Origin of the sequence: Streptomyces sp. NBC_01515 (assembly GCF_045040345.1) — a bacterium.
In the GTDB taxonomy this organism is placed as follows: domain Bacteria; phylum Actinomycetota; class Actinomycetes; order Streptomycetales; family Streptomycetaceae; genus Streptomyces.
The window spans coordinates 3,819,151-3,835,184 of record NZ_CP109416.1; the positions used below are offsets into that span (position 1 = coordinate 3,819,151).

The following is a 16,034-nucleotide window of genomic DNA, read 5'->3' on the forward strand; positions in this document are numbered from 1 at the left end:
GGCCCCGCTCGTCTCCGGACGGGCGGGGCCGCCGCGTTCCCTATGCCGTGCCCGGCTCCCGCTTGAGTCCCAGCACCTCGGCCGCCGCGAAGGTCTCCCCCGGCGGTCGCTCCGCGTAGTGCGGAGTGAGTACGGCGTCCAGCTCGTCGTAGCTGAAGATGTCCTGCTTGCTGTCGAACTTGGCCTGGACGTGCGGGCGTTCGACGATCGCGACCATGCCGCCGTGGACGACGAGGAGCTGGCCGTTGATCCGTTCGGCGGCGGGTGAGGCCAAGTAGCCGACGAGCGGGGCGACATGTTCGGGTGCAAGGGGGTCGAGGCCGTCGCCGCTCTCCCCGAACCCGGCGAAGACGTCCTCGGTCATCCGGGTGCGGGCGCGGGGGCAGATGGCGTTCGCGGTGACGCCGTACTTGGCGAGGGCGAGGGCCGTGGAGGTGGTCAGGCCGACGATTCCGCCTTTCGCCGCCGCGTAGTTGGGCTGTCCGGCCGAGCCCGCGAGGTATGCCTCGGAGGAGGTGTTCACGATCCGGCCGTACACCGGTGCGCCGGTCGCCTTGGAGCGCTCGCGCCAGTGCCGGGCCGCGAAGTGGGTCGTGTTGAAGTGGCCCTTGAGGTGGACCCGGATCACCGCGTCCCACTCGCCCTCCGTCATGGAGAAGACCATGCGGTCGCGCAGGATGCCCGCGTTGTTGACGAGGATGTCGAGCCTGCCGAACTCGGCGATCGCCAACTCGACCAGATCGGCGGCCTGTTGGAAGTCGGCGACGTCCCCGGTGTGGGCGGTGGCCCGGCCGCCCGCCGCGCGGATCTCGGCGGCGACCTCCTCGGCGGGACCGGCGGACGCCGCCCCCGAACCGTCCCGGCCCGGCTGCCCGTAGTCGTTGACGACGACGGCCGCGCCGAGCCGGCCGAGCTCCAGCGCCTCGGCCCGGCCGAGCCCGCGTCCGGCGCCGGTGACGATCGCGGAGAGGCCCTCAAGTGGCAGTGACATCAAGGTCCTTTCAGTAGAAGAGGCGCCCTCGGATCCCTCAGATCTCGATGCACGTGCGCAGGGCCGTCCCCTGGCGCATCTGGTCGAGGGCCTCGTTGATGTCGGCCAGCGGCACCCGGTGGGTGATCAGGCTCTCCAGGTCGACGCGGCCCGCCCGCCACAGCGCGATCGTGCGCTCGTAGGAACGCAGGACGTCTCCCCCGCCGTACATCGAGGGCAGGATGCGCTTCTCGTCGAAGAACAGCTCGAACATGCTGAGTTGGAGATAGTCGTCCAGGGCGCCCGCGCCGACGACGACGAGGGTGCCGCCGCGCCGGGTGTTCTCGTAGGCGGTGCGGGCGGTGGCGGAGCGGCCGACGACCTCGAAGACGTAGTCGAAGCCCTCGCCGCCGGTGACCTGTTGCTTGGCGTCGGGCAGCTCGTCCGGTGAAATCGCCCTGGTGGCACCGAACTTGAGGGCGGCCTCGCGGCGGGACGCGACCGGGTCGACGGCGACGATCTCGGCGGCGCCCTTGAGCCGGGCGCCCTGGATCGCGGAGATGCCGACGCCGCCGCAGCCGATCACGGCGACCGACGAACCGGCCTCCACGTCGGCGGTGTTGAGGGCGGCGCCGAGTCCGGTGGTGACCCCGCAGCCGATGAGGGCGGCGATGTCGAAGGGTACGTCGTCGGGGATCGGTACGGCGCAGCCCGCGTCGACGACGACCTCCTCGGCGAAGGTGCCGGTGCCCGCGAAGCCGAAGACATCGCCGCTGGGGCGCTTGAAGTTGGGGGTGCCGGCGTTCATGAACCCGGCCAGGCACAGCTGGGTCTGGCCGCGCTTGCAGGCGGGACACACCCCGCAGGCGGGCAGCCAGCAGACGACGACCCGGTCACCGGGCTTCAAGTGGCTTACGCCTTCGCCGACTTCGAGGATCTCGCCCGCGCCCTCGTGTCCGGGTACGAAGGGGGCGGGCTGTGGCAGTACGCCGGCCATCGCGGACAGGTCCGAGTGGCACAGCCCCGTGGCGCGCACCCGGATCCTGACCCGGCCGGGCCCGAATCCCACGGCCTCGATGTCGTCGAGGACCTCCAGTTTGTCCTGGCCTATCTCGTGCAGTACGGCTGCGAGCATGATGCGGCTCCCCTCGACTCGGGCTTGGCTCAAGAGTGTTCGGCGGTCATTCGGGGTCAGGAGTGTTCGACGGTCGTGTCGGCGAGGACGGGCGCGTCGTCCCGTTCCACGGCGCTCACCGCGACCCGCACGGTGCCGGCACCGGCATCGCCCTGCCGCCACATGCGGATGCGCAGCGTCTCGCCGGGGAACACCACTCCGGCGAACCGTGTGTCGTAGGCGCGCACCCGGCTCACATCGCCGCCGAGCAGCGTGTCGACGACCGCCTTCAGCGTCATGCCGTAGGTGCACAGGCCGTGCAGGATGGGCCGGTCGAACCCGGCGAGCTTGGCGAACTCGGGGTCGGCGTGCAGCGGGTTCCAGTCGCCGGAGAGGCGGTAGAGGAGGGCCTGGTCCTCGCGGATGCGCCGCTCAACCACCTTGTCGGGGTTGCCCGTTGGGGCCTCCAGGCGGGTGGAGGGGCCGCGGTCGCCGCCCCAGCCGCCCTCTCCCCGTACGAAGATCTGCGCGTCGTTGGTCCACAACGGGCCGTCCGTGTCGGCGACTTCGGTGCGCATGACGAGGACGGCCGCCTTGCCCTTGTCGTACACGGCGGCGATATGGCTGGTGCTGGTCGCGGTGCCCCGGGCCGGGATCGGGCGGTGCAGGCGCAGGGACTGGCCGCCGTGCAGGACGCGGGCGAGGTCGACCTCGACACCGGGCATGGACAGGCCGCTGATCACGCCGGGCGAGCCGTTGCCCGCGACGGTGGCGAAACTCGGCAGGACGTGCAGCCGGGACTCCAGGGTGTAGCGCAGCTCGTCGGGGTCGGTCGCGGGGGTGCCCGCGCCGAGGCCGAGGTGGTAGAGCTGGACGTCCTTGGTGGTCCAGGAGATCTCTCCCGAGCGGGGTTCGGCGGCGAGTGCCCTGGCGGCGTCGATCGGCATGGGGCTCCTGTTCGGTGGCGGCGAACGTCGGTGGCGGCGGCGTGCGTCATGGTGGCGAGAGACCCCGGTGCGGCCGTCCGCACCGTCGGCCGCACCGAGGTCGTCACGGGCCGACCTAGAACGCGTTCCAGTCCGGCGCCCTTCTGTATAGCCGAGCGCCCCGCACTTGTGAAGGCTCCTGACGGTGCGTCAGGTCGGTGTCGGTACCGGCATCCACACCGGCACCGGCGCCCGTGACATTTGTCCTGCCCGAGTCCGTACATGCGCATCTGCCGGGCGAGGGGCCCGGATCCGTAGCGTCGTAGCCATGACACAGACAGGTGGGGCGGCGGGCCGGGCGGCACGTGGTTCGGCGGGCCGGGCGGCGGACGGGACCGCGGGACGAGCGGCAGGCGGGACTGCGAACCGGGCGGCCGGCGGTTCGGCGAGCCGGGCGGCGCGTGGGACTGCGGACCGGACAGAGCGTGCCGTGTCCTTCGCGGGGGCGGTCAAGACCTTCGGCGCGGTGCGTGCCGTGGACGGTGTGGACCTGGAGATCGGGCGCGGCGAGACGGTCGCGCTGCTCGGCCGCAACGGCGCGGGCAAGTCGACGGCGATCTCGCTGCTGCTCGGGCTGAACGCGCCCGACGCCGGCACGGTCGAACTCTTCGGCGCCGCACCGGAGTTGGCCGTACGGAACGGCCTGGTCGGAGCGATGCTCCAGGAGTCGCGGGCGGTGCCCCGGGTCACCGTCGGCGAGCTGGTCGCCTTCGTCGCCCGGTGCTATCCGGCGCCGATGCCCGTCGCGCGGGCCCTGGAGCTGGCCGGGATCGGCGACCTGGCCGGGCGGCGGGTGGACCGGCTGTCGGGCGGGCAGACACAGCGGGTGCGGTTCGCCGTGGCGCTGGCCGGGAACCCGTCGCTGATCGTGCTCGACGAGCCGACCGCAGCGCTGGACGTGGAGGCGCGGCACGCGTTCTGGCAGTCGATGCGGGCGTACGCCCGGCGCGGGCACACCGTCCTGTTCTCCACGCACTACCTGGAGGAGGCGGACGCGCACGCCGACCGGATCGTCGTCATCGACCGCGGCCGGATCGTCGCGGACGGCACCGGCGAGCAGCTCAAGCGGGCGGCGGGCGGCAGCCTCGTCTCCTTCGACCTGGCGGGCCGCGCCACCGAGGGGCTGCGCCTGCTGCCCGGCGTACGGACCGTCGAAGTACGCGGCGACCGCGCCCTGCTGCGCACCGACGACTCGGACGCGACCGTGCGCGCACTGGCGGACCTGGACGCGATCCGTGGCCTGGAGGTCACGCCGGCGTCGCTGGACGACGCGTTCCTGGCGCTGACGTCCCCCGAGGCCGACGCCCCGCGCACCGGAGTCGGCGCCATGAACCCGGTGACCCCGAACGACACGTTCCTCGCCGGCACCGGAGCCGGGACGGAGACCCGCTGATGCTCGACCGTCCACGGCTCGGAGACCTCCGCCCCCTGCGCCACGCGGACCTCGCGGCCGACCGCGTCGCCGCGTCCGGCCCGGACATCACCCGCGGCCGCGAGGCCACCCCCGCGTCCCCGAAACGCACCTCCACTTCCCGCACCTCCACATCCCGCACCTCCCACGAGACGGAGACCGTCCGATGATCGACTACCTGCGCCTCGAAGTACGCCGGACCCTGCGCGACGTCGGCTTCGTGATCGGCGGTGTCGCGATGCCCGTGATGATGTACCTGCTGTTCACGAACCTCGGCGGTGACGACAGCGGCTACAAGGCCACGGCGATGGTCGGCATGGCCGCCTACGGCGCGGTCGGCTCCGCCCTCAACACCGGCGGCGGGGTCGCCGAGGACCGGGCGATCGGCTGGCTGCGGCAGCTGCGGGTGACCCCGATGACCCCGCGCCAGGTCGTCCTCGGCCGGGCGCTGACCGGTTCGGTGACCGTGCTGCCCTCGATCGTCGCGGTGCTCACGGCGGGCGGTCTGGTCAACGGCGTACGGCTGGACGTCTGGCAGTGGGCGGCGATCGCGCTGCTGCTGTGGCTCGGCTCGATCCCCTTCACCCTGCTCGGCCTCGGCAACGGCTACGGGCTCACCTCCCAGACCACCGGCGTCGCGAACATGGCCTGCACCATGGGGCTCGCGGTGCTCGGCGGCCTGTGGTTCCCGATCAGCCTCTTCCCCGGCTGGCTGCGCGCGATCTCCCACTACACCCCGACCAACCGCTTCGCCGAGCTCGGCACCTCCGTCGCCGACGGGCATGCCCCGGCACTCGGCGCGATCGTGGTGCTGACAGCTTGGCTGCTCGCGTTCGGTTCGTACGCTGTGCTGGCGTACCGCCGGACCGGGCGGACCGTGTGACCGGGGGAGCGAGAGAGATGTCCTGGATGCGAGGGATCACCTGCCAGGTACGCCACTGGCGGGCGGAGCGGGCCCGCTGGAAGGCCGACATGGCGGAGTTCAAGGCCGCGCAGAAGGAGGCCCGCCGCAGGGGCGAGTGGCCCGAGAACCCGGGCCCGCCGCCGACCGGCTTCACCCTGCTGCCGTGGCTCCTGATGGGCATGGGCTCCTTCTCCAACCTCCTCCAGGGCAAGACCTCCAACCCCTGGATCGGCGGCCTGGGCCTGTTCGCCTTCAACTCCCTCTACATCTATGTGGTGTTCCGCTCCTTCGTGAAGGAGAAGCGCCAGGCGGTCTCGACCGTGGTCGCGCTGATCGTGATGGGCCTGATCACCTGCGGCCTCGCCCTCGGCTACGGTGGCAGCTGGCTCTACTTCTTCCCCCTGCTCGGCCTCGCCACGGGCGCCGTCGTCCGGGGCCCGCGCCTCGGCCAGGTCGGCCTCGCCCTGACCGCCCTCGCCGCCGCAGTCTCCGTGTACCGGTCCGGCTGGGACGCGATCAACATCGCCTACGGCACGTTCCTGTCGACGATGGTGACCGCGGCGATCCTCTCCCTCTCCGAGGCCGTACGCGAACTGCGCTCCGCCCGCGAGGAGTTGGCGCGCCGGGCGGTCGAGAAGGAACGGATGCGGTTCTCCCGCGACCTGCACGACCTGCTCGGGCACACCCTCTCGGTGATCGTGGTGAAGTCGGAGGCGGCCCGGCGCCTCGCACCCCGCGACATGGAGGCGGCGCTCGGCCAGATCACCGACATCGAGGCCGTGGGCCGGCAGGCGCTCACCGAGATCCGCGAGGCCGTCACCGGCTACCGCGAGGGCAGCCTCGCCACCGAACTGGACCGCGCCCGCTCCGCCCTGTCCGCCGCCGACATCGACCCGGTCGTCCGTCAGTCGGGCCCGCTGCTGACCCCGCAGAACGAGGCCCTGCTGGGCTGGGTGGTCCGCGAGGCGGTCACCAACGTCGTACGGCACAGCGGCGCGACCCGCTGCGAGATCACGTTCGACGGGGTCATGGACCGCGTCCGCCTGACGATCGCGGACGACGGCCCCGGGGACAGCCTGAGGGACGGGAACTCCCCTGCGACCGGTCCCGCCGAGGGCATCGGCGGGACCGGTCTGAAGGGCCTGACGGAACGCCTCGCGGTGGCGGGCGGCTCCCTGCGGGCCGGCCCGTCACCACGCGGCGGCTTCACGGTCACCGCCGAACTCCCGGTGGAGTCGGCGGACTTGACGCCCTCCGTCGTGACTACGGCTGGGTCTACGGCTGGGTCTACGGCGCCCAGGGAGCCGTGACGACCCAACTCACGTCGTCCGTCCACGAGGTGGCGCTGTCGAAGGCGTTGGAGCCGCCGTCGCTCGCGATGTAGACGTTGTAGTTGTAGTGCCGGAGATATCTGGTCGGGTAGTTGTACGACGCGAACGACGTGCCCGTGCCGCTCTTGCCGGTCGAGGCGCAGAACGTGGCGTCCTGTCTGAACTGCGTTGTCCCGACCATGGGTTGGCGGTAGAGCTGGTAGTTGTAGTGGCGCAGGAAGTCACCGGGATAGTTCCGTGACTCGAACGAGTAGCAGGAGCTGTCGGCGAGTCCCCTGCGGACGATCCAGGTGGCATCGCTCTTGTCGAGCGTCGCGCTGCTGGACGTGATGGCCGAGAGGACCGCCGCGTTGTTCTGGTGCCGGATGTAGTCGCCGGTGCAGCACGAGGTGGTCGCGCGCAGCGAGATCTCCGAACCGGCCGCCAGCGTCCCGGTGGTGCCGGTCGAGGCACCGTAGCCGACGGACACGATGTTCGCCTGTACGGAGTCGTCGGCGGCGTCGGTCGGGATGCCGGCGGTCATGACGCCCTCGAAGAACGAGCCGATGGAGCCGTTGCTGTTGTCCCCGCCGGTGCCCAGGACGATCGCGCCTTCCTGATGCATGGGCGAGTAACCACTCGTGGTGGGTTCACCCCCGGAATAGGAGGTCGTGAGACTCCCCGACTGCGCATTCCCGGATCTCAGCGCGAAATGGTCCTGACCGTTGTTTTTCAGCAAAGCGGTGACGAACGGTATCGCGCCGGTGCCGGTGTTCGCCGTGTTCTTGCTGTACCCGGAGTCCGACTGGAACAGCCCGTTCTCCAGGTCGGCCTGCACCCAGGGGCCCCCGCCGTAGCAGGGCGAGAACCAGCACTCGGTACCGAAGTTGATCGCGTCCATGTGACCGTTGCCGGTGTCCTGGTTGCTGGTCTCCGCGTTGCCGTAGTCGAAGCAGCAACTGCCGTTGACGTGGGTGCCCGACGTCACCATGTACATCCCCTCGGCGGCACCGTTGGTGGCCACGCCCGAGGTGGCGTTGTCGCGGTAGCCCATGCCGGCCGAGATCTCCAGGCCGTAGACCTGATGCCCGCCGGCGGTCACCGGCAGCGCGTCCGCGGGCGCCCCGACATCGGCGACACCGGCCCCGCCCGCGCCCTCGATCGTGAGGTCGTTGTGGCGCGCGGACTGGTCGTAGATCTTGGTGATGACGCAGGTCGTACCGGCACAGAACGAGTCCTGCGCCGCCGCGTTGGCATACCCCCCGGCCGCCAGCGGCCCGATGTTCGCGGTGGTGCTGTCGGAGGCCCGCTGCACCTGGTACAGCGAGCCGTTGTACGAGGAGTAGAGCGCCCGGACGAGACTGTGCGCGGCGACGCAGGGGGTTCCGGCGGTGGCGTAGATGTCGCACGGCAGCGAGGTGGCGGCCGAGGCCTGCGGCACGCCGACGGCCAGCGCGAGGACGGTCACGAGCGCGGACAGGGCGGCGAGGGTGGCGTTTCTCAGCCGGCGCGGCCGGGTGCGGAGGAATCTCAAGAACACGGTGCACCTCATTCTGTTGCTGTTCCTGGTAGGGCGGTGCGGGTGGTTGACGCGGGTGCGGGTGCGAGTGCGGGTGGTTGACGCGGGTCCGGGTGAGGGTGCGGGTGCGGGTGGAGCGTCGGCGCCCGATCGGTGCGGTCGATATACCGAACGCCGTTCGATCGAAATGCCGAACCAATTCGCGATCGAAATGTCGAACTGTCGAGAGTTTGTCGAAAGGTTCCCGAAAGCGGCCCGGCACCCGGAAATTCAAAGGCGATTACAGAATGCCGAGGCGATTGTTTGCCCGCAGCCGGATACCGTCAAGACTCGCGGACGCGAACAATGAAGAGTTTTTGACAACCACCCCGGGTCTCCCTGGGCCTTACTCTTGCCCCGTGGATGAGATGCCCCGGGACCACCGGCCCGCCAAGTCCGTCAGAGTGCTGCTCGCCGAGGACCAGGGCATGATGCGCGGCGCGCTCGCCCTGCTGCTCGGCATGGAGGCGGACCTGGAGGTCGTCGCCCAGGTCGGGAGGGGTGACACGATCGTGGACGCCGCCCTGACCCACCGCCCCGACGTCGCCCTCCTCGACATCGAACTCCCCGGCATGAGCGGCCTGGAAGCCGCCGCCGAACTCCGCGAACAGGCCCCGGACTGCCGGGTGTTGATCCTCACGACCTTCGGCCGCCCGGGCTATCTGCGCCGGGCGATGGAGGCGGGCGCGGCGGGCTTCCTGGTGAAGGACGGCCCGGTCGAGGACCTCGCCGCCGCGATCCGCCGCGTCCTGACCGGCGAGACGGTCATCGACCCGGCCCTGGCCGCCGCCGCCCTGAGCGCGGGCCCCAATCCCCTCACCGCCCGCGAGTGCGACGTCCTCAAGGCCTCGGTGGACGGCGCGACAGTCTCCGACATCGCCACGAAACTCCACCTCTCCGAGTCGACTGTCCGCAACTACCTCTCGTCAGCGATCGGCAAAACAGGCACCCGCAACCGCATGGAGGCGATGCGGGAGGCCCGACAACAGGGCTGGCTGTAGCCCCCGACTCCCCCGGCCCGCCGCCGCCCTACGCTCCGGTCCCCCGGCGGAACAACGCCGTCCAGAGGAAGTCCTCCCCGAAGCACGGCGAGGCGTCCGGTTCATCCCGCATCCGGCGCACCTCGACCACCTCCAACTCCCCGAATATCCACCGCAGTTCATCATCCGTGTAGGCCAACCCGCCCTGAAGCCCGGAGCCGCGATAGAGCTCGGCATCGGGCAGCTCGGACCCCATCCCGCCGGCGGCGAAGCACGTGAGCGCGAAGTGCCCGCCGGGTGCGAGGACTTGGTCCAGCAGGGCGAGGTAGCTGATGCGCCGGTGCGGGGGCAGGTGATGGAAACACCCGGAGTCGTAGACGAGGTCGTAGGGGCCGGGGAGTTCGGTACGGGGGAGGGCGAACACGTCCCCGCAGTGAAAGCGAACCTGGGGGCCCTCCCCCTCCCCTCCCCCCACCCCCGCCTCCCCCACTCGGTCCCGCGCCCGCTCCTCCGCCCAAGCGACAGCCGTAGGCGACAGATCCACCCCGTCCACTTCGAAGCCCCGCGCGGCCAGTTGAAGCGCGTTGCGCCCCGGACCGCACCCCAGGTCCAGAGCGCGGCCACCCCCGCTTATCAGCCCCCGATCGACATACCCGACCAGGTTCTCGTCCGGCTTCGCCACAAAGAACGGCACCGGCCTGTCACGGTCGGCATAGAACCCGTCCCACCAGGAGGCACCCCGCGAACTCCAACGGTCGGCCTCCGGCGCGAACAGCCCGTCCAGGAGCCGGAGTACGTCGTCGACCGTGCGTATGTCCCGCCCACGCCGATTCCGATCCGCCCGGTCCATCCGGCCCCCTCTCCGATACGCCGATCGTAGAAGCGGACAGACCGAAAACCCAGGTCAGCGAGCATCCAGGACGCCCGCACGAACCCCGTCAACTCCCGTGTACGGGGCGGGAGTCGACACCGAAAGGGCACCACCCCAGGGGCCCGGTGAAACCATGCCGACACCCCGCCCCAGGCCCACCAGGACGGCACTCCCGGTCACGCCGGCCACACTTTTCAAGAACTCAGCCCTCACCCCACGCCCGCAGCCTTCACAAGCGGTGCGTCCCGCGACAGCTCCCGGAACCCGAGCCCGTAGTACAGGCCGCGTGCCCGGGGATGTCCCGGTGCGCCCAGGCAGGCGACCGTCATGTGGGTGGCGCCGGAGGCTCGTGCTCGGTGCATCCCGTGGAGGAGCATCGCTCTTGCCAGCCCTTGTCGCCGGTATTCCGGATGCGTTCCGACCGGTTCGAACTCGGCGGTGCTGTTCGCCTCGTCGAGCCACATGATGGTCGAGGAGGCCATCGTGCCGTCCGGTGCCTCCCCCAGGATGTGCAGGTCGCCGCGGTAGCCCGGGGTCCGGCGGACGCTCTCGTAGCTCTCGGCCGTGTAGGCCGAGGGAGCCCAGGCGTCGAGGTGGGCCTGGACCGCGGCCTCGGGGCCGACCTCGTCGGCGGTGCGGAAGCTGAACCCCTCTGGGAGTACCGGCTGTTCCAGGTCCGTCAGGTCCCGCTCGTTGAGCTGGGTCCAGGAACCGGTGTCGCCGAGCGCGGCCGAGTCGGTCTCGTAGCCGTGTGCCGCCCATCGCTTCAGGGCGGACTCGTCGGCGGCGCTGGGCATCACCGTCCGCTCGATGCCCGCCGCCGTGCCGTCGTACCAGTCGATCACCTCGTCGATGAGCCCGGCGTGGTCGGGGTGGACCTGGTACGTGAGGCAGGCCTCGGTGTTGTCCTTCACCGAACCGTCGTTCCGGCGTACCCGGTGCGGAAGTCGGGCCCAGCCCCACGCCACCAGGTCCCCGCCGGAGAACCACAGCCGACGCGGTCGGCCCGTGTCGGCGGCGGCCTGCCCCTTGCCCCAGTTCCAGGCCAGCTCGCCGAACATCGCTTCGGCGTTCACCAGCTCCGGGCGGACGGCGGTGACCCGCTGCGCCAGCCCCTGCATGAGCCGCAACTCCGCGGCGGTGACAAGCTCGACGTTCGTCATGGTGGGCCACTGTGTCAGGGCCCCGCGAAGTCGGCGAACCGTTTTCCGGGGCCGCCCATCGCGACGGTCACCTACGGAGGCCGACCGCCGCGCGTCACGGCCCGGCGCGAACGGTGCCCGCCGCAGCCCTAGTTGGTGGTCACCTCCGCCGACTCGTAGGCAGTCCCCGCCGGGGCCACGCATGCGAACCAGTTGTCCGGAGAGCCGGCCGCCGGGCGGATCGACGCTTCGCCGCTGCTGGCGTCGGCCCCCGCGGCCACCCTGCGGGCCACGGTGGACGTGCCGTCCTTCCAGGTGCAGGTGACCTCCTGCGCGGTCTTGGCGACCTGGCCGACGACCAGACGCGCGGGACCGTCGGTCTTCTTCGGGTCCAGGGAGGTCGCGCCCGACTTGAGGTCCGTGCCCGCCATGGTGTCCTGCTCGGAGGCCGAGTCACCCATCAGGAGACCCGGCTCGCCGCTCCCGACGGCCCGTCGTACGAAGTACGTGATCTTGCCGACCAGCGCGGACGCCCGGTCCTTGTCCCAGGGTTCCTCGTGCCTGCTGGACATGGACCTCAGCTGGCCCTCGGCCTCCGCCAGGGTGCGGGGGGCGCCCCACACGTCGACCGTGACGTACCACGCCTGGCCCTGCTCGGTGCCCGTCGCGAGCAGGGTCTCCTGCGGCACGTACACATGCCGGTCCTCCGGCGTCGACGGCTCGGTCGCCCGCTGTGTCACCGCGGGCGACACCTCGACCCCGTTCCCGTCGCGCAGCCCGGCCAACGCGAGCGTGCCCGATCCGCCGACGATCACCAGTGCCGCCGCCGTCGCGAGTGCCCAGCGGCGGGCCCGGCGTCGGCGTCCGCCGCGGATCACCGCCTGGTAGGGGGCTATGCCGATCTCGACCTCGTCCGCGGCGTCGGCCAGCAGGAGGGCGATGTCTCTGTCCGTCATGGTCTGGTTCGTCTCCCGGTCCGCGCTCATCACTTCCGCCCTCCCTGCGTCACCATCTCGGCGAGTCCCGGTATGGCGCGGAGTTTCGCGATCCCCTTGGCCGCGTTGCTCTTCACCGCGCCGACCGAGCAGCCCATCGCCTGGGCCGTCTGTGTCTCGGTCAGGTCCTCCCAGTACCGCAGCACCACCGCCTCCCGCTGCCTCGGCGGCAGTTGGGCCAGTGCCTGCAACAGGGCGCTGCGGTCCTCGGCCTGGGCGATGCGGTCGCCGGTGTCGGCGATCTCTCGCACCAGGCCCGAGTCGTCCTTGGGCGCCAGGAACTCCTTGAGTCGTCTCCGGTGCTTGCGTGCGTGCGCGTTGATCATCACGCGCCGTACGTACGCCTCCGGATCGTCGGCCGCGCCGACCTTGCGCCAGGCCACAAAGGTCTGTTCGAGCGTCGACTGGACCAGATCCTCCGCGGCGTGCTGCTCCCCCGTCAGAAGAAATGCCGTCCGCATCAGCCGCGGCCAGCGGCCGATGACAAAGCTCTGGAACCCGTCATCCCGAGCCTCCCGAGCCTGCTTGCGATCCCCCATGGGCACCTCCTAGATGTCTAAAGGAGTCCATGAGCAGCCCGGACCGTTGCCTCACTTCTCAAAAACCGTTGCCTCACTCCTCGAAACCGTCGCCTCACTTCTCGAAACTCGTGGAAGCCGCGCCGTCCGAGGCCGCCGCCGGATCCGAGGCCGCCCCCGGGTCCGCACCGACCACACCATCCGCCACGCCCTCCGCGTCCACCACAACCTCCCCGTCCACCACAACCTCCCCATCCGCGCTCGCACTCGCACTCACCCGCGCCACAGCAGGCCCCGCCCCCTTCCCCTTCCCCCACGGCAGCCACACCGCCATCAGCACCACCCCACCCAGCAGCACCCCCGCCCCCGTACGGAACGCCAGCGCGTACCCCTCGGTCAGCGCCTCCGGCGTCCCCCCACCGCCGCCCGCCACCCGCGCCGTACGCGCCGCGGCGATCGTCGACATGACAGCGAGCCCCAGCGAACCCCCCATCGTGCGCGAGGTGTTGATCAGCCCGGAGACCAGCCCGGCCTCCCCCGGCGCGGCCCCGGACGTGGCGAGCGCGGCGAGCGGCGTGGCCGTCAGGCCGGCGCCGAGCATCATCAGGATTCCGGGGAACATGATCTCGGTCAGGTAGTCGCCCCGCGCGGTCATCAGGGACTGCCAGCCGAAGCCCACCGCCGCGATCAGCGTCCCGATGACGGCCACGTTGCGCGCGCCGAGCACCGGCATGAAACGGGGCGCCGACTTGGAGCCGAGCAGGACCGCGAGCGAACTCGGCACCAGCGCGAGCCCCGCCTCCAGCGGGGTGTACCCGAGCACGTTCTGTGCGTACAGGGTCATGAAGAACCACATGCAGAACATCGCGGAGCCGGACAGGAACATCGCCGCGTTCGCCGACGACACCGCCCGCGCCCGGAACAGTCCGAGCGGCATCAGCGGAGCCGCCGTACGCGCTTCGACGACGAGGAAGAGCACGATCAGCGCGAGTCCGGCGGCCAGCGGAAGCAAGGTGGCGGTGGCCGTCCAGCCCCTGGCCTCGGTCTGCGAGATGCCGTAGGCCAGCACGCCGAGCCCCGCCGTGACCAGGACGGCGCCGGGCAGGTCGAGCCGCCGCCGGTCTCCGGCGCGGCTCTCCGGGAGCCAGCGCAGCGAGCTGAGCAGTACCACCGCGCCGACGGGCACATTGATGAGGAGCACCCACCGCCAGGACAGGGTGTCCACGAGGACCCCGCCGACGAGTCCGCCCGCGGCCCCGCCGCCGGCGCCGACGGCCGTCCAGGTGGCGATGGCCCGGGCGCGGGCCGCGCCCTCCGCCACCGCCGAGGTGACGATGGTCAGTGTCGAGGGCGCCAGCACCGCGGCCCCCAGTCCCTGCACGGCCCGGGCGAGCAGCAACTGCCAGCCGTCCTGGGCCAGTCCGCCGCACAGCGAGGCCAGGGTGAACAGCGCGAGCCCGACCAGGAACATCCGCTTGCGGCCGTAGAGGTCACCGGCCCGGCCGCCGAGGAGCATGAACCCGGCGAAGGCGATGGCGTACGCGTTGACGACCCATTGCAGCCCGGACGCGCTCATCCCCAGGTCGGTCCGCATCGAGGGCAGCGCCACGTTGACGACGGACACGTCGAGCACGACGAGGAACTGCCCGGCACACGCGAGCGCCACGACCAGCCAGGCGGGCGGTGCCGCGCCGCGGGGGAACAGGCGGGATATTCGGGAGACGTCAGCGGCTCGGGGCATGGTGGTCATACTCTCAACCGGCCCGCGCCCCTTGCATCGGCATTTCGCCCGGGAGGTGGGAGGGCCGTAGGACCTAGACCACAGGACCTACACCGCCCACCGGACCTATACCGTCCGCAGGCCCTACACCGCCCGCAGGCCCTGCACCGCCCGCAGCAGGGTCACCACGGCCGCCCCGCCCAATCCGATGTTGTGCGCGAGCCCCACCTCGGCCCCCGGCACCTGCCGCTCCCCCGCCGTCCCCCTCAACTGCCAGACCAGCTCGGCGACTTGGGCGATCCCGGTGGCCCCCAGCGGATGTCCCTTGGAGATCAGCCCGCCGGACGGGTTGACCACCCAGCGCCCGCCGTAGCTCGTCGCCCCGGACTCGACGAGCTTCCCCGACTCCCCCGGCTCGCACATGCCGAGCGCCTCGTACGTCAGCAGTTCGTTGATCGAGAAGCAGTCGTGGAGTTCTACGACGTCCACGTCCTCGATGCCGAGTCCGGACCGTTCGTAGACCTGGCGGGCGGCGGCCCGGGACATGGGCTGGCCGACGACGTCGATGCACGAGCCGGACGCGAAGGAGTCCTCGGTGTCGGTGGTCATCGCCTGGGCGACGATCTCGACGAGCGAGCCCGCACCCTCACCCGGTCCCGTCCCCCTCGCCAACTGCCGCTGTTCCGCGAAGCGTTCGGAGACCACGACCGCCGCCGCGGCTCCGTCCGAAGTCGGTGAGCACTGGAGCTTCGTGAGCGGATGGTGGACGACCCGCGCCGCGAGGATGTCGTCGACGTCGTACACGTCCTGGAACTGGGCGTTCGGGTTGTGCGCGGAGTGCCGGTGGTTCTTGGCGGCGACGGCGGCGAGCTGCGCCTCGGTGGTGCCGTACTTCTCCATGTGTTCGCGGGCCGCGTCGCCGAAGATCTGGGCGGTGGGCGGGGTCATCTCGAAGCCGTGCCGGGCGGCCATGACGCCGTAGTGCCGGGCGACGGGGGAGGTCGAGAAGTCCCCGCTGTCCGCCCCTCCGCCCAACGCGCCCCGCTTCATCTTCTCGAAGCCCAGCGCCAGCACGCAGTCGGCGGCCCCGCCCTCCACGAGCTGCCGGGCCAGCATCAGGGCGGTCGAGCCGGTGGCGCAGTTGTTGTTGACGTTGTAGACGGGGATGCCGGTGAGACCTAGCTCATAGGCTGCGCGCTGGCCCGCGGTCGAGGGCTGGAAGCAGTAGCCGACGAGAACCTGTTCTACGTCGCCGTAGGAGATCCCGGCGTCCGCGAGGGCGGCGTTCCCCGCCTCCCTCGCCATGTCCCAGTACTGCCACTCCCGGGTCTCGGGCTTCTCGAACCTCGTCATCCCGACACCTGCGGCATAGGCCTTCATGGCGGGCGAGATTAGAACACGTTCCAGTGAATGACCAGACCTGACGAGAGGTCAGATATTCATGGGACGGTCAAGGATTCGTTAGTACGCCGAAGCATCGGAATAGTTGCCCATGCATACGAGGTTTACCGTGCACTTATCCCGCACGGATCACGCCACACCTACGGCCTGGAGG

General features: G+C 70.9%; 15 protein-coding genes. 5 read left to right on the top strand and 10 right to left on the bottom strand.

The window, feature by feature from the left end:
• Positions 1–40 precede the first annotated feature (40 nt).
• From OG407_RS16850 to OG407_RS16860, 3 genes are read right to left on the bottom strand one after another with little or no spacing between them, the layout of a single operon-like run.
• Positions 41–991: a 3-oxoacyl-ACP reductase gene (locus OG407_RS16850; protein WP_405858893.1), complete on the bottom strand. Its 951-nt coding sequence runs from the start codon at positions 989–991 to the stop codon at positions 41–43.
• Positions 992–1,028: 37 nt separating this feature from the next.
• The gene (locus tag OG407_RS16855; protein ID WP_405858895.1) at positions 1,029–2,105 is read right to left on the bottom strand and encodes a Zn-dependent alcohol dehydrogenase; all 1,077 of its coding nucleotides are present in this window, start codon (positions 2,103–2,105) and stop codon (positions 1,029–1,031) included.
• 56 nt (positions 2,106–2,161) lie between these two features.
• Positions 2,162–3,031 (bottom strand): MaoC/PaaZ C-terminal domain-containing protein, encoded by an 870-nt coding sequence (locus OG407_RS16860; RefSeq protein ID WP_405858897.1) that lies wholly within the window; start codon positions 3,029–3,031, stop codon positions 2,162–2,164.
• 469 nt (positions 3,032–3,500) lie between these two features.
• Between OG407_RS16860 and OG407_RS16865 the strand changes: the two genes are divergently transcribed.
• From OG407_RS16865 to OG407_RS16880, 4 genes are read left to right on the top strand one after another with little or no spacing between them, the layout of a single operon-like run.
• Complete coding sequence (locus tag OG407_RS16865) at positions 3,501–4,463, top strand: ABC transporter ATP-binding protein (protein WP_405868444.1); 963 nt, start codon at positions 3,501–3,503, stop codon at positions 4,461–4,463.
• Positions 4,463–4,651 carry a hypothetical protein gene (locus tag OG407_RS16870; protein ID WP_405858899.1) on the top strand — a complete coding sequence of 63 codons (189 nt, stop codon included), beginning with the start codon at positions 4,463–4,465 and terminating at the stop codon, positions 4,649–4,651. Before OG407_RS16865 ends, OG407_RS16870 begins: the two co-directional genes overlap by 1 nt.
• Positions 4,648–5,364 carry an ABC transporter permease gene (locus OG407_RS16875; RefSeq protein WP_405858900.1) on the top strand — a complete coding sequence of 239 codons (717 nt, stop codon included), beginning with the start codon at positions 4,648–4,650 and terminating at the stop codon, positions 5,362–5,364. The genes OG407_RS16870 and OG407_RS16875 overlap by 4 nt, the downstream gene beginning before the upstream one ends.
• 17 nt (positions 5,365–5,381) lie before the next feature.
• Positions 5,382–6,695, top strand: coding sequence for a sensor histidine kinase (locus OG407_RS16880; protein ID WP_405858902.1), 1,314 nt, complete (start codon positions 5,382–5,384; stop codon positions 6,693–6,695).
• Here OG407_RS16880 and OG407_RS16885 read toward each other — a convergent pair.
• Positions 6,673–8,235 (bottom strand): alpha-L-arabinofuranosidase B, encoded by a 1,563-nt coding sequence (locus tag OG407_RS16885; protein ID WP_405858904.1) that lies wholly within the window; start codon positions 8,233–8,235, stop codon positions 6,673–6,675. The genes OG407_RS16880 and OG407_RS16885 overlap by 23 nt on opposite strands.
• Positions 8,236–8,621: 386 nt before the next feature.
• Between OG407_RS16885 and OG407_RS16890 the strand changes: the two genes are divergently transcribed.
• Positions 8,622–9,254 carry a response regulator gene (locus OG407_RS16890; RefSeq protein WP_403599115.1) on the top strand — a complete coding sequence of 211 codons (633 nt, stop codon included), beginning with the start codon at positions 8,622–8,624 and terminating at the stop codon, positions 9,252–9,254.
• Between the two features lie 28 nt (positions 9,255–9,282).
• Here the strand turns inward: OG407_RS16890 and OG407_RS16895 are convergent, their stop codons facing one another.
• The 6 genes from OG407_RS16895 to OG407_RS16920 all read right to left on the bottom strand — a co-directional run bounded on the left by OG407_RS16895 (position 9,283) and on the right by OG407_RS16920 (position 15,859).
• Entirely contained in the window at positions 9,283–10,083 is an 801-nt protein-coding gene (locus tag OG407_RS16895; protein ID WP_405858906.1) for a class I SAM-dependent methyltransferase, read from the bottom strand.
• A gap of 230 nt (positions 10,084–10,313) precedes the next feature.
• Positions 10,314–11,267 carry a GNAT family N-acetyltransferase gene (locus OG407_RS16900; RefSeq protein WP_405858908.1) on the bottom strand — a complete coding sequence of 318 codons (954 nt, stop codon included), beginning with the start codon at positions 11,265–11,267 and terminating at the stop codon, positions 10,314–10,316.
• 128 nt (positions 11,268–11,395) lie between these two features.
• Positions 11,396–12,202 (bottom strand): hypothetical protein, encoded by an 807-nt coding sequence (locus tag OG407_RS16905; protein WP_405858910.1) that lies wholly within the window; start codon positions 12,200–12,202, stop codon positions 11,396–11,398.
• 29 nt (positions 12,203–12,231) lie between these two features.
• Positions 12,232–12,780 carry a SigE family RNA polymerase sigma factor gene (locus tag OG407_RS16910; protein WP_403598891.1) on the bottom strand — a complete coding sequence of 183 codons (549 nt, stop codon included), beginning with the start codon at positions 12,778–12,780 and terminating at the stop codon, positions 12,232–12,234.
• A 94-nt stretch (positions 12,781–12,874) separates the two neighbouring features.
• Positions 12,875–14,509, bottom strand: a complete 1,635-nt coding sequence (locus tag OG407_RS16915; RefSeq protein ID WP_405858912.1) for a DHA2 family efflux MFS transporter permease subunit — start codon at positions 14,507–14,509, stop codon at positions 12,875–12,877.
• A gap of 114 nt (positions 14,510–14,623) precedes the next feature.
• Positions 14,624–15,859, bottom strand: a complete 1,236-nt coding sequence (locus OG407_RS16920; RefSeq protein ID WP_405858914.1) for a lipid-transfer protein — start codon at positions 15,857–15,859, stop codon at positions 14,624–14,626.
• Between the last annotated feature and the right edge of the window lie 175 nt (positions 15,860–16,034).

What these genes read in the sequence shown, in the direction of transcription:
- OG407_RS16850 (WP_405858893.1), bottom strand. Translation starts at nt 991, where the DNA reads ATGTCACTGCCACTTGAGGGCCTCTCCGCGATCGTCACCGGCGCCGGA.
- OG407_RS16855 (WP_405858895.1), bottom strand. Translation starts at nt 2,105, where the DNA reads ATGCTCGCAGCCGTACTGCACGAGATAGGCCAGGACAAACTGGAGGTC.
- OG407_RS16860 (WP_405858897.1), bottom strand. Translation starts at nt 3,031, where the DNA reads ATGCCGATCGACGCCGCCAGGGCACTCGCCGCCGAACCCCGCTCGGGA.
- OG407_RS16870 (WP_405858899.1), top strand. Translation starts at nt 4,463, where the DNA reads ATGCTCGACCGTCCACGGCTCGGAGACCTCCGCCCCCTGCGCCACGCG.
- OG407_RS16875 (WP_405858900.1), top strand. Translation starts at nt 4,648, where the DNA reads ATGATCGACTACCTGCGCCTCGAAGTACGCCGGACCCTGCGCGACGTC.
- OG407_RS16880 (WP_405858902.1), top strand. Translation starts at nt 5,382, where the DNA reads ATGTCCTGGATGCGAGGGATCACCTGCCAGGTACGCCACTGGCGGGCG.
- OG407_RS16890 (WP_403599115.1), top strand. Translation starts at nt 8,622, where the DNA reads ATGCCCCGGGACCACCGGCCCGCCAAGTCCGTCAGAGTGCTGCTCGCC.
- OG407_RS16895 (WP_405858906.1), bottom strand. Translation starts at nt 10,083, where the DNA reads ATGGACCGGGCGGATCGGAATCGGCGTGGGCGGGACATACGCACGGTC.
- OG407_RS16900 (WP_405858908.1), bottom strand. Translation starts at nt 11,267, where the DNA reads ATGACGAACGTCGAGCTTGTCACCGCCGCGGAGTTGCGGCTCATGCAG.
- OG407_RS16905 (WP_405858910.1), bottom strand. Translation starts at nt 12,202, where the DNA reads ATGACGGACAGAGACATCGCCCTCCTGCTGGCCGACGCCGCGGACGAG.
- OG407_RS16910 (WP_403598891.1), bottom strand. Translation starts at nt 12,780, where the DNA reads ATGGGGGATCGCAAGCAGGCTCGGGAGGCTCGGGATGACGGGTTCCAG.
- OG407_RS16915 (WP_405858912.1), bottom strand. Translation starts at nt 14,509, where the DNA reads ATGACCACCATGCCCCGAGCCGCTGACGTCTCCCGAATATCCCGCCTG.
- OG407_RS16920 (WP_405858914.1), bottom strand. Translation starts at nt 15,859, where the DNA reads ATGAAGGCCTATGCCGCAGGTGTCGGGATGACGAGGTTCGAGAAGCCC.